We start from the raw sequence: 11,831 nt of genomic DNA, 5'->3' as shown, positions 1-11,831 counted from the left end.
ATTCCACGGGCGTACATGGCGATGATTTTGTCATCGAATCCGGTGTAACGGCGCTCATGCTTGGGGATCAGAATGGGCGAAAAACTGCCGTCACGGTCCCGAGGGATATCCAGCCGTAACGGGCCATCGCCTGTCAGTACAGTCTTGCCACTCGTGCCATTGCGCTGGTTGGTCTCATCCTCTGGGCGCTGCGCGCCCGGCGGATAGCCCAGGTGATGACCAAGTTCGGCGTTCAGGGCTCGCTCGATCAGTGCTTTCTTGAAGGCGGCAGAGGCCTCTTCGATAGCCTCTGCGGTCATCAGTGGGGTCGCGGAAAACTGTTCAAGCAGCTCTTTCGGGACCTTCGGTAACTCTCGAAGCGGTTTCTTTCTGGTTGGCATACATGCACCTCTTACTCATGGTATGCCCGAACACAAAATTTCTGACACCCTCGGCAGCGGTAGGATCAACTCCGCCCCCTCATTGCGCACATTCCCCACCTGGCGCCCCACCGCAAACCACTCAAACGCCTCCACCGGCAAACACTGCTCCCTGGCCACCCGCTCAGCCTCAACAGCCGTCAACTCCGGATCAATCCACATCCGCGCATGCTCCGCCCCCAGCACCAGCGGCCGCCGATCATGAATATCCACCATCCCCGCATCACTGGCCGCAGTGATGATCACAAACCCATCCCCCTCGTTCGCCTCCAACCCCGGCCGCACCTCGGCCAGCGCCGCCATGAACATCGGCGCGCCACTTTTCAGGCGGATGAAATACGGCTGCTTGCGCTTCGGGTCCAACGGATCGGCCACCCACTCATACCACCCATCCGCCATCACCAGCGCCCGGCCCTGGGGCCACAGGGCCTTGAAAAACTTGCCAGTGGTCACGGTCTCGACCCGGGCATTGATCGGCGCGGGGCGTTTGTCCTTGGCCCAGAACGGCGCCCAACCCCAGTGGCAGGGGTCGATGCGCAAGCCGTCTTCGGCGTTGTGCAGCACCAGCACGCGGCTGCCGGGGGCCACGTTGTAGCGGGCGATGGGATGGTTGTCGTAGCCGCTGACCACGTCCTGCTCGGCCTGCAGTTCACGCAGGTAGTCGGCCAGGCCTTGGTATTGGGCGAAGCGTCCGCACATGGGGCCTCCATTCTTGGGGCTGTCGGTTATGGGGCGCATGGCACCGGCTTTGCCGGTGATCGCGGGGCAAGCCCGCTCCTACGTTGACCTCTTGAGTCCGGGATATGCGCCGGGGTTTCCATTTGTCGAAATTTCCTACGCCGAAATTGACCGGCGCCTGGAATCACCATTAACTGTATATACATACAGTTTATTTCAAGGCTGCGTCATGACCGCCATCCTCGGCCCGATCGCGTGTGGGAGTGCTTCGCTCCCACGCTACCTGTTTCGCGTACCGGCGGGCTTCCCGTCACCGGCGGCAGACCATATGGAGCAACCGCTGTCACTGGACGACTTGTTCAACCTGCGTGCGCCGCACATGTACCTGGTCAGGATAGACGGCGACAGCATGCAGGGCGCCGGGATCTTCGACGGTGACCTGGTGATCGTCGACCGCGCCCTGGAGGCGCGCCATGGGCATATCGTCATCGCGGCGGTCAACGGCGAGCCGCTGTGCAAGCGCCTGCATCGGGTCGGTGGCGAGGTGGCGCTGCGCTCGGAGAACCCGCGCTACCCGCCGCGCTACATCCTCGAAGGCGACGAGCTGGCGATCTGGGGCGTGGTGACCTTCAGTGTGCGCAGCCATGACCCCAATGCCTGAGCCGGTGTTCGCGCTGATCGACTGCAACAGCTTCTACGCCAGCTGCGAGCGGGTGTTCCGCCCCGACCTTGCGCGCACGCCGATCGTGGTGCTGAGCAACAACGACGGCTGCGTGATCGCCCGCAGTGCCGAGGCCAAGGCCTATGCGCGAATGGGCGAGCCGTACTTCCAGATCCGCGACAAGCTGCGCCGGCACGGGGTGCTGGCGTTCTCGTCCAACTACGCGCTGTACGGCGACATGAGCGAGCGGGTGATGGGCTTAATCGAGTCGATGGTGCCGGCGGCGCAGGTGTATTCCATCGACGAATGCTTTGCCGACTTCACCGGCATCCCGGGCAACCTCACCCAGTTCGGCCGCGATATCCGCGCTCGGGTGCTGCGCTGCACCGGCATCCCAGTGGGGGTGGGCATCGCCCGCACCAAGACCCTGGCCAAGCTCGCCAACCACATGGCCAAGCGCTTGCAGGCGCAAACCGGCGGGGTGGTGGACATCTGCGAGCCGTTCAAGCGCGACTGGGTGCTGCGCAATACCGGGGTGGAGGAGGTGTGGGGGATCGGCAAGCGCATGACCGCGCACCTGGCCGAGCTGGGCATCCGCAAGGCGATGGACCTGGCCCTGGCAGACCCGCGGCTGCTGCGCGAAAAATTCAGCGTGGTGGTCGAGAAGACCGCCCGGGAGCTCACCGGCACGCCGTGCCTGGCGCTGGAAGAAACCGACCCGCCGAAGCAGGAGATCTGTTGCAGCCGGATGTTCGGCAAGCGCCTCACCGAGCTGGCGCCGATCAAGCAGGCGGTGGCCACTTACACCGGGCGCGCCGCCGAGAAGCTGCGGGCCCAGGGCTCGCTGTGCAAGCGCATGCGGGTGAGCATCCGCACCGGGCTGTTCAACCCCGATGAACGCCACCACGTGCAGGGCGTGCTGGTGGAGCTGCCATACCCTACAGACGACACCTTGCTGCTGACGCGGATGGCGACCGAGGCGGTGGCGCGGATCTACCAGGCCGGTTACCGCTACAGCAAGGCCGAGGTGTTGCTGCTGGATCTGCGCCAGCCGGGGGAGTTCAGCGATGACCTGTTCGCCCAGGGCCAGCCGTTGGCCAGTGGCCGGCTGATGTCGGTACTGGACGAGGTCAACGGGCGCTATGGGCGGGGGACGCTCAGGGCCGGCAGCGTGCCCGCAACGCCCGAGTGGGGGATGCGCCGGGCGATGATGAGCCCGTCCTATACCACGCGGATCGAGCAGTTGTGGACGGTGGGGTCACGGTGAGTTGCTGCACGGTGCGGGCCGCCGCAGGCTGATTCACCGGCGCCAAGCGGTCAAATCTGCCTGTCCAGCCACCCCTGAACCCGCGGGCAACCGTACTCGAGGGCTTTAAACTGATACGCAAACTTCACGTTTTTGTCTTTGGCGCCTGAATCAACCAGCACATCGCGCATGGCGAAATACAGATTCGCCCTGAAGGCCGGTTCATCAAGTTGCATTACCACGGTGGGCATTGGCCGAGCCTGCGAGCAGTACTCAAGGATGGTCGGCTGCGGATAGTAGCGCGCATAAGGCCCGGGCATTTCCGGCAAGGCCTTGACCTGCGCAATGTACTCGGGCGTATCGATATCGCTCAGGCAGTTCACGCGCATTTGCAGCGCCGCAGGCGTGAAGCCGCGTTTGAGGCTCGATTTGAACAACCTGCATATCTCGGCACGCTGCCCCTGGCCGTCCAAGACACCGAGCAACTGCGCCAAGCGATACTCAGCGGCCGGGTTACCGGCAGCGATGGCGGCCTCCAGCAGCGTATTGGCGCTGGGTAGATGCTGCTGTGTGTAATCGACGAACGCCTGCCTGGACGCTTCATTCATTCGGCCGTCTGGCCCGCGTCGATTCACCAGTTCCATCATTCTGCGGTCAATCTCGTCGAGGATCGGCGCCGCTTGCCGATACTCCGCTTCACCGGGAAGCAGCGTTGCGGGTTGGGCGTGCGCCTGGAGGCTGAGGCAGGTAAACAGCAGAGGCGTGAGCAGGCGTCTCATGACAAAAAGTGGCATCCGTGGCGATTGGCGTCGAGAGGCGCGAGTTTAGCAAGAAAGCGCCAAGCGCAGGCCCCTCACGCCCTGCCTCGTACTTCGTAGGAAACCGTGATCACCGGGTCGCGCAGCGCCCAGACCGTTTCGGCAAAGTCGCCGATCATCTCGGCCTGCGCTTCGAGGGTCATCTCGACCGCTTCAAGGCATACAAGATGGCCGGGGGACCAATCGAGCAGTTTGCACTGGGGGTAACTGGCCAGTAACGCGGCCAAGGCCTGTTGCGGCGGTTGCCTGCTGCTATACGCGAAGTCGAAGTACGGGGCCATGTCCGGGAACTGGTAGAGCAGCACCCACGCAGGTGCCGGGCCATCGAACCATAACGTGACGGCGCGATGCGCCCATTGCGCGCCGCCGTTTTCTACGAGCGAAAGGGCGTCGATGATCGACCGGCACTCGGGTATCAGCGTCATGCAGTCAGCGTCGAACCTGCGCACGGGCACCGGGGCATCGGCCAGGCTGGCAAGCATCGCAGCACGTCGTGCTTTTCGGTTCATGGTATGGCCTTGAGGTTGAGTGGTTGCATTCGGTCGGGGTGATGGGCCTGTCACATCCAGTCCAGCGGCGCCCCCGACCTGACCCACGCCTTCATCCCGCCGCGGTACCAATACACCTGGCGGTAGCCCAGGGCAATGGCGCGCAGCGCGCTGTTGTAGCTCAACCAGCTCTGGGGACCATGACAATAGAAAACCAGCGCCCGTGCCTTGTCACCGTGGGTCAACGCAGCGAGGTCCTTGGCCAGGCGTTGCTGGGTCTGGTCACTGAAATTGCCGCCCTCGGCCGAGTAATGCAGGTCGAGGGTACCCGGTACGCCGATGCTGCCTCCCATCGAAGCAATCACCACGGGCGGATTAGCGGCGGCGAGTGCGCTGGCCAGCTCGGGCGTAGTGATCAGCTGGCCGCCGGGAATGCGGGTGGGTGTATCGCTGCCAAAGTTCGGCCCGGCGTGCAGCTCAGCGGTGGGCTCGATAGCCGTGGCCGCCAGCGCCTCGGCGGGCTCACCGTAGCGGCTCTGGTAGAACGCATTGAACCCCGGGCCACTGGCCTTGAGGTTCATGAACTGCCGGGCAACGGCGTCCACCCGGCCATCGTTCCCCACGTGAAACAGATCGCCGCCAACGATGACACGCCGCGAGCCCGGCATCACCAGGGTGTCGTCGCGCCTGGCCATTTGCTGCAAATCGACCGGCTCGCCATAGCGCAAGCTCGCGCCACTGGCGCGCAGCACCGCCTTGTTGCAGGTGGCTGCGCAAGCCAGGCGGGCTTCATCGACGGGCCCGATCACCTTGAAGCCGTCCTCCGGCGGCGTGGTCCAGAACCCCAGCTTGTCGGGGGCATCCCGCCGTGGACCTTGGCCGGCCTGCTGGCGCAGGGTTTCGATCAGCGCCAGGCTCAGGGTCGAGCGGTCGAAATACAGGCTCTCGACCCGCTCGCGGTAGGCCCGTGCCACCGTCGAAACCCCGGGGTTGTCCTTGTCGGCCTGCTGCGCCGGGCGGAAGTAGGCCGTCTTGTCCAACGCCTGCTGGCGGTTGCCCAGCAACGGCACCTCCACTTGCTGGTAGGCCTTGTACATCAAGGCCCTGAAGCGGCTGTCGGTGAACAGGGTCTTGCGGTGGGTGCCTTCGAAGCCATCGTCCACGCCGGCGTGCACGCCCAGCAGTTCGAAACGGGCGTTGCCGGGGTTCCACACCAGCAGAGGCCCGCCAGAGTCGCCGAACCAGATGTTGCAGTAGTGGTTGAACAGGATGGTCCGTTGCTGGGCGTTGTAGCTGTGCCGGCTGATGTCCAGGGTGCACTGCTTGAGTGAGGGCGCGACGAAGCCCAGCCTGGCCATGGACAGCTTGAACAGGTCGCCGGGGTAGCCGATGGCGGCGACTTGCAGTTGCGCCGAGCGGGCGGCGTCGAAGCTGTCGGCGAAGGCCAGCGGCGTCACCGGCGTGGCGGGCGCCTTGCGCAGGCGCAGGAGGGCCCAGTCCGCGCCACCCTTGTGCTGGTAGCTGATCAAGGTGGCCGGGATTACCTCCTTCTGCGCGGCCGAGCGTTCGAATACCACCTGCACCTTGCCTTTGCGGTCGGTCTTGTCGACGCAGTGGCCGGCGGTGACCACCAGGGTCGGCGTGCCCACCACGGCACCGCTGCAGCTGCCGTCTTTGGCTTTCACCTGCGCCAGGGCGTCATAGGGCGGCTGGCTGAAATCGGTGATGAACCGGCGGTCTTCCTCGATGCCGATACCTCGCCACAGCGAGGGTACGGGCATCAGGCCCACCGTGGGCAAGGGCAGGGGCGCAGGCTGGTCGAGGCTGGCCAGGTCCGCTTCGCGCAAATAACCCACCAGGCCATACACCGCCTGGCGGTCGGGACGCACCTGCGGTTGCCGGTCGAGAAAACGCGTTACCGAGGCTGTGTCGATAGGGTTGAGGTAGCCCAAGGTATCCGGGTAGGGGCCTTCGCTGGCTGCAATCACCGCCAGCCAGCCGGGCGCTTGGGCCGGGCGTGCATACACCAGGTGCCAGCGGCCGATGTCCTGGATCGCCGGGGACGCGGGGTCGGGCTTGAGGCGAACCTGCACCGGGCGCAGGCTCAGGTAGCGGGTGCCGGGCGCATGGCGCAGCCCCCAGGGGATATCCTGCCCGCTGTGCTCGGCGAGGTTGCCGAAAAACGTCTCGCCGCCATAGCGGTTGTCCCTGGGCTTGCCCTCGAGGGTGACGATGGCGGCGGCAATCTCGGCCCAGTGGCGCTTTTCGTCCAGCGTGCGGGCATCGTCCATCAAGCGCCAGGCGCGGCGGATATCGCCGCCGGCCACCGCCTTGCGGTACCAGGGCATGGCCAACGGGGCAAAGCTGTCGTGCAGGCAGGTGTCGAAGTAGGTGTCGCCGATCTGCACCATGGCGTCGGTGTCGCCTGCGTCGGCGCGGCGTAGCAGGGCGGGCAGGTTGCGCCCCTGTTCCACCCACTGGCGGGCCTTGGGGGCATCCGGCTCGACACCTGGCTGGTCGATGAACAGGCAGCCGTAGCGCTGGGCGGCGGCCGGGTCGCCGGCTTCGGCCTGGGCGCGGAGGGTGCTCAGCGTTTGGTTGTCGACGGCGTCCACCGCAGCATGGGCGGGGCAGGCGAGGGCCAGGGCCAGCAATGGCCAACAGCGTCGGCATGGAAGGCTCACGGTGTACTCCAGCAGTCAGTCGCCTGGCTGGCCCGGTGGCGCCGGGCCAGTAGCAGGCAATTATAGGTGCTGGCCTGGGCGCTCTCGGGTTGTCATCGCCAGCGTCAAGGTGCGCCTCTGCGGCAGTTTGACGCCGGTTTCTTGGACAAATCTTGTAATACAGGCAGTTTCATAGTAACTAGTGGCCCCTAGCCATGAAACGCCAGGAAAGGCAGCGTACCCGCGGGAATGGAGTCCCTGTCACCACTCCCCCCTTATCGCCCCGGCGAGCCTGCAAGCAGGCCCGTTGTCGGTGTGCGCACGCGCCTTTTTCAAGCGGGTTTACAAGGATGCTGCCGGGCACGGCGGCCAGGCATCCGGCACTGACGCTGAAAACGCCCGCTGCAGCGGGCAGCAAAGAGGAAGGGAAATGTTCGGCTCCAGCTTCATGCGGCCCACTGCGCTGGCCGCGGCGGTCGCGCTCGGATTGAGTGGTTGCGCCACCATCGACAAGACGCTCGGTGACAACTCCAATGGTTTTGCTTGCGGTGCCGGCGCGCTGGCCGGTGCCGTGATCGGCGGGGCGATCGTGGCGGCGGCGGGGGGCAACGGCAAGCAGATCGCAGCAGGCTCGGTGGCCGGCGGGGCAGTGGGCTGCGCCGCAGGCTATGCCTATAAGCAGCGAGTTGATCGGCTCAAGGCGGTCGCCGCCCAGGAAGGGCTGCAGGCGCAGGTGCGTGAAATCGAGGTGGTCGATGCCAGCACCGGCAAGAAGGCCTCGGTCGGCCTCGAGGCCCAGGTGCAGATGCAGGAGATGTTCCCCTCCGGCTCCGCCACCCTGACCGCCGATGGCATGCGCAAGCTCAGCGCCCTGGCCCGGGAGTTCGCCAGCAACCGTGGCAAGGCCGAACCCGGCAAACCGAGCAAGAAAGTGCTGGTGGTCGGGCACACCGACTCCAGCGGCAGCGCCGAGCTGAACCAGCGCCTGTCCGAGCAGCGCGCCCGCGCCGTGGGCGATATCCTCGCCAGCGCCGGTATCGCCCGGCAGGACATCTATTACCAGGGCGCCGGCGCCTCGCGCCCACTGGCCGACAACGCCAGTGACGCCGGGCGCGCGCAGAACCGCCGCGTCGAGTTCGTCGAGGTGGACAACGAGCAGGTGCTGGTCAAGCGGGTCAACGACGAGCGCAGCAACGCCAAGTACCTGGCCCATGGCACGGCGGCGCAACCGAAGGTGAAGGCCCAGGCGCCGAGCAAGAAGGTGACGGTGGCAAAAAACACCCGTGCGCCTGCGCCGGTGCACAACGACAAGGCGCCGACCTTGCCCGACCAGCCCGCAGCGGCGGTCATCGTGCAGCTCGATGGCAAGGGCGGCATCGACTTTGGCGGGGAGCCGGTCACCAGCACCCAGTCGGCACTGGCCTCGAACATCACGCCCAAAAGCTCGACCTTCTCGGTCATCAGCCCGGCCTACGCCAGCGCGCCGGTGACCTCGTGCGTGGGCGACCTGCCGCGGGTCGAGGGCGAGGTGAAGAACCTGGCTACCGGCGCCACCCTCAAGGACTACCGCACCAACGACTTCTTCCCTGGCCTCAACGGCCAGGTCTGGGGCAGCAAGGTCAATGGCCATGTGGCCACGGTCGGCCCGGTGGGCATCCTGCGCGACAACGCCCAGGTGGCGGTGGCGCCGAAGATGCAGTTCATCTCCGACTTCGCCAGCGGCTCGAAGAAGCAGAGCCCGGTGTACAGCTCGGTGGCCAACACCTACGAAGGTGAAACCCAGATCCTCTATCGGGTCTTCGCGGTGGACCAGAAGAAAACCCCCGTCACCTGCATGGACATCGTCTTCGACAAGCGTGCCGGCTCCGCCGTCGCCGGCGAGATCTACTACCCCAAACAGAACAACGCCTACGTCGCCCAGTTCAAACCCAAGCTTGCGCGCTAACAGGACCAACCAATGCTAGATGCCATCCGCACATTCTTTTCGCTTTACTGGCACATCGTGGTGCCGATCGTCACGACCCTGTTCCTGGCGATCCCGATCATCACCCACTGGTATGAGGTCCGTTACTGGCTGATGAAGCTGCGTATCGGCCTGCCATGGCTCGGCCGTGTCGCCCATTGGGTGAAGCATCCGGGCTCGCGCGAGGCGGCCGACCAGGAGTGCCCGAACGCCGTCGGTTTCTATGAGTCCGAGGCGCAGCTGTGCCGCCTCTACGAAACCTACTACCTCAACCACCAGCCGTCGGAAGCCAACTTCCGTCGCTGCCAGGACTACCTGGGCAAGATCGACGAAGACAACCGCCACGAGAAGGGCTTCAGCCTGTGGCTGCTGATCATCGTGCTGATGCTGATCGAGGCCAGCGCCTTCGGCTTCGCCCTGGCGCCGTTCGCCCTGACCCTGGCCACCCCGAACACCGCCATCGCCGGTGCCTTCGCCATCGGCCTGGTGATCTCGATCATCGGCGTGTTCCTGTCCGAGTTCGCCGGCCGCCAGCTTTACCTCAACAACGTGGTAGCGAAGATTCTCGGCTATGAGAGCGTGCGCGCCTCGGGTGCCGACGGCGACATGGTGCGTACCCACCTGGTGACCCTCGACAATACCCACATCGATGATGGCAAGCCGCATTACCAGCAGATGCTCAATCGGGTGAAGCTGCCCAAGAACGGCGACAAGCCGGCCAAGCGCTTCGGCCTGGTCGTGGCCTATGGCGTGTTCATCCTGGGCCTGGCGATCGCGGCCTTCTGGGTGCGCACCGAAACTCTCAACGCCCAGGAAGCCGAGTTGATCGCCCATCCGCCGGCGGTGTCGCAAGCGGCCGATGACTTCCCGGCTGGCGCTGACGACAGCTTCCCGGTACCGAGCGACATGCAGGGTATCGCCAACGAGGCGGCGGGCAAGTCGGCGCAGGATCAGATCGACGCACTGCACCGTGCTTCGCTGGTGACCTTCGCCGTGCTCAGCGGGCTGTTCATCTTCATCCAGCTCACCAGTACCTTCCTGGCCTACCGCTTCGGCTTCGCCGGCACCCACTCGCGGGTCGCCTGGGACCTGGTGCGCAAGTTCTCCAGCGCCGCAGATTTTGTGCGTTACCACGAAACCAAGGCGCGCGAAGTCGCCACCGACGCCCAGGATTCGCTGGGCAAGCTGCAGTCCCTGCAACTGAGCGTGTTCCGGGTCAGCGGCGACGACCGCGAGAAGCTGCGCAAGGACAACGCCAAGCGCACCTTCAGCGTATTCATCGCCGAGCAGGAAGCGCGCCGGGCGTTCCGCCGCAAGAAAGAGAACGCCGACAGCATGGCCAATGAAAGCCTCAAGGTGGTGGAGGCTTACATCATCAAGGCTACCGAAGACCTCAAGGCCGCCATCGCCGCCGATGACAACGCGCGCATCCAGGAGATCATCCGGGTTGCACGCCCACGCATCGCCCAGATGAACGACCCGCAGCTGCAGCAGTACCGCGATGCCTTCAATGGCCTGGTGACCATGTTCAGCGTGGATGTCAGCCAACCAGCGGTGGCGGTGACCACTACCGCACCGGTCACCGTGACCGTCGCGCCAGCCCCTGCGCCGGCACCGGTGGTGGAAGTGGCGGTCGCGCCTGCGCCGGTCGAGGCGGTTGCCCCGGCACCCGCACCTGTTCAACCGGTGGTAGCCGCCGCGCCAGCGCCCGCACCTGCCGTCGGCGGGTTCGACCCGCACCAGTACGGTGACCTGACCGAGTTCCACGAGGACGACCTGGCCTACGTGGCACAGCGCCTGGGGGCCGAGCTCGACACGCTCAAGCGTGCCCGCCGCCTGCAGATGCTGGACAAGCCCAACAGCCAGCCGGCCTGACCGGACTCACCGCCCGCCGAGGCGTTGCCCATAGCGCTAGCGCCTCGGCCCGGGCACACCCCCTTCGGAGGTACGATGAAACTCAAGCGCCTGCTGCTTGCCCTGATCCTTGCGCCGAGCGCCCTGATGGCGGCCGAGCGCAATGACCTGCCAAGCTGCTACACCCAGGCCCGGGTCGACGAGTTCCGCAGCGCCCCCTCGGGGCGCCTGCTCACCGTCGTGGTCGACCAGACCACGCCCTTGACCACTGACCTGCAACGCACTGCATGGGGGCACATCAAGCGCTTCCTGCAGCCGGGCGACAAGCTGCGCCTGTACTCGTTCAGCGCCTACCTGGACGGGCACTACACGCGCCTGCAATACGCCGCAGAGCTGGAAAAGCCCCTCGACGAGGCGGTGCTGGGCAATGTGCCGATGATGTCGGCACGCAAGCTGGACAACTGCCTCAAAGGCCAGTCGGCGCTGCTGTACCAGCGTTTCGGCAAGGCGTTCGCCGGGGTCATGGGCAAGTCCAGCTCGGACATTCCGCGCAGCGAGATCCTGTTCAGCCTCAAGGCGGTCGGCGAAGACCTGCAGAAGGCCGAAAACGTCAACGAGCACGTCATCCTGGTGATGTCGGACATGCTCGAATACAGCGACTTCGGCAGCTTCTACCAGGCCAACGGCATCCGCCAGATCGACCCCAACGTCGAGCTGGCCAAAGTGCAGAAGCAGAACCTGCTGGCCGATTTCGGCGGTGCGCGCATCTATGTGCACGGCGCGGCGTTCGTGCCGACCACGGCCAAGAACGGCTACCGCAGCGGCAAGATGATCCAGAACCTGGAAACCTTCTGGCGCGCCTACTTCGACAAGTCCAACGCAACCTTGCAAGGCTTTGGCAACCCGGAGCTGACCGCCACCCTGGAGTGATGGCACGGCTGTGCTGCGCGCCGCAGTCGCAATGGCTGCAGCACGCAGCACCTGGTGGCTGGCCGAATTCGAAAAATTACGGTCACAGGGCTGTGTTTTGTATATGGAAAT

10 protein-coding genes are annotated in these 11,831 nt (G+C 65.2%); 5 read left to right on the top strand and 5 right to left on the bottom strand.

What is annotated here, in order from left to right; translation table 11 throughout:
- Both ABE459_RS06185 and ABE459_RS06180 read right to left on the bottom strand, forming a co-directional pair.
- The coding region (locus ABE459_RS06185) for a transposase (protein WP_346647999.1) at positions 1–380 on the bottom strand (380 nt) is incomplete at its 3' end.
- A gap of 15 nt (positions 381–395) precedes the next feature.
- Positions 396–1,118 (bottom strand): SOS response-associated peptidase family protein, encoded by a 723-nt coding sequence (locus tag ABE459_RS06180; RefSeq protein WP_346647998.1) that lies wholly within the window; start codon positions 1,116–1,118, stop codon positions 396–398.
- A 208-nt stretch (positions 1,119–1,326) separates the two neighbouring features.
- Between ABE459_RS06180 and ABE459_RS06175 the strand changes: the two genes are divergently transcribed.
- Positions 1,327–1,758, top strand: a complete 432-nt coding sequence (locus ABE459_RS06175) for a S24 family peptidase (protein ID WP_125463400.1) — start codon at positions 1,327–1,329, stop codon at positions 1,756–1,758.
- Positions 1,742–3,025 carry a translesion error-prone DNA polymerase V subunit UmuC gene (gene umuC / locus ABE459_RS06170; RefSeq protein ID WP_323830532.1) on the top strand — a complete coding sequence of 428 codons (1,284 nt, stop codon included), beginning with the start codon at positions 1,742–1,744 and terminating at the stop codon, positions 3,023–3,025. Before ABE459_RS06175 ends, umuC begins: the two co-directional genes overlap by 17 nt.
- A gap of 50 nt (positions 3,026–3,075) precedes the next feature.
- Here the strand turns inward: umuC and ABE459_RS06165 are convergent, their stop codons facing one another.
- The 3 genes from ABE459_RS06165 to ABE459_RS06155 all read right to left on the bottom strand — a co-directional run bounded on the left by ABE459_RS06165 (position 3,076) and on the right by ABE459_RS06155 (position 6,994).
- The gene (locus tag ABE459_RS06165; RefSeq protein WP_346647997.1) at positions 3,076–3,783 is read right to left on the bottom strand and encodes a hypothetical protein; all 708 of its coding nucleotides are present in this window, start codon (positions 3,781–3,783) and stop codon (positions 3,076–3,078) included.
- A 74-nt stretch (positions 3,784–3,857) separates the two neighbouring features.
- Positions 3,858–4,331, bottom strand: a complete 474-nt coding sequence (locus ABE459_RS06160; protein WP_323830534.1) for a hypothetical protein — start codon at positions 4,329–4,331, stop codon at positions 3,858–3,860.
- Between the two features lie 50 nt (positions 4,332–4,381).
- Positions 4,382–6,994 (bottom strand): trypsin-like peptidase domain-containing protein, encoded by a 2,613-nt coding sequence (locus ABE459_RS06155; protein WP_323830535.1) that lies wholly within the window; start codon positions 6,992–6,994, stop codon positions 4,382–4,384.
- A gap of 409 nt (positions 6,995–7,403) precedes the next feature.
- Between ABE459_RS06155 and ABE459_RS06150 the strand changes: the two genes are divergently transcribed.
- The 3 genes from ABE459_RS06150 to ABE459_RS06140 all read left to right on the top strand — a co-directional run bounded on the left by ABE459_RS06150 (position 7,404) and on the right by ABE459_RS06140 (position 11,720).
- Positions 7,404–8,918, top strand: a complete 1,515-nt coding sequence (locus ABE459_RS06150; RefSeq protein ID WP_323830536.1) for an OmpA family protein — start codon at positions 7,404–7,406, stop codon at positions 8,916–8,918.
- 12 nt (positions 8,919–8,930) lie between these two features.
- Positions 8,931–10,811 carry a hypothetical protein gene (locus ABE459_RS06145; protein ID WP_125463406.1) on the top strand — a complete coding sequence of 627 codons (1,881 nt, stop codon included), beginning with the start codon at positions 8,931–8,933 and terminating at the stop codon, positions 10,809–10,811.
- A gap of 75 nt (positions 10,812–10,886) precedes the next feature.
- The gene (locus ABE459_RS06140) at positions 10,887–11,720 is read left to right on the top strand and encodes a hypothetical protein (protein WP_223811896.1); all 834 of its coding nucleotides are present in this window, start codon (positions 10,887–10,889) and stop codon (positions 11,718–11,720) included.
- The last annotated feature ends 111 nt before the right edge of the window (positions 11,721–11,831 follow it).

The sequence above is a fragment of the Pseudomonas sp. TWI923 genome, from assembly GCF_039673365.1.
Taxonomy (GTDB): Bacteria; Pseudomonadota; Gammaproteobacteria; order Pseudomonadales; family Pseudomonadaceae; genus Aquipseudomonas; species Aquipseudomonas sichuanensis.
This window is presented reverse-complemented; position numbering and strand designations above follow the sequence as displayed.

Bases quoted from the DNA above. Each gene is read 5' to 3' on its own strand.
- ABE459_RS06160 (WP_323830534.1), bottom strand. From the start codon at position 4,331: ATGAACCGAAAAGCACGACGTGCTGCGATGCTTGCCAGCCTGGCCGAT.
- ABE459_RS06165 (WP_346647997.1), bottom strand. From the start codon at position 3,783: ATGAGACGCCTGCTCACGCCTCTGCTGTTTACCTGCCTCAGCCTCCAG.
- ABE459_RS06145 (WP_125463406.1), top strand. From the start codon at position 8,931: ATGCTAGATGCCATCCGCACATTCTTTTCGCTTTACTGGCACATCGTG.
- umuC (WP_323830532.1), top strand. From the start codon at position 1,742: ATGACCCCAATGCCTGAGCCGGTGTTCGCGCTGATCGACTGCAACAGC.
- ABE459_RS06175 (WP_125463400.1), top strand. From the start codon at position 1,327: ATGACCGCCATCCTCGGCCCGATCGCGTGTGGGAGTGCTTCGCTCCCA.
- ABE459_RS06180 (WP_346647998.1), bottom strand. From the start codon at position 1,118: ATGTGCGGACGCTTCGCCCAATACCAAGGCCTGGCCGACTACCTGCGT.
- ABE459_RS06150 (WP_323830536.1), top strand. From the start codon at position 7,404: ATGTTCGGCTCCAGCTTCATGCGGCCCACTGCGCTGGCCGCGGCGGTC.
- ABE459_RS06140 (WP_223811896.1), top strand. From the start codon at position 10,887: ATGAAACTCAAGCGCCTGCTGCTTGCCCTGATCCTTGCGCCGAGCGCC.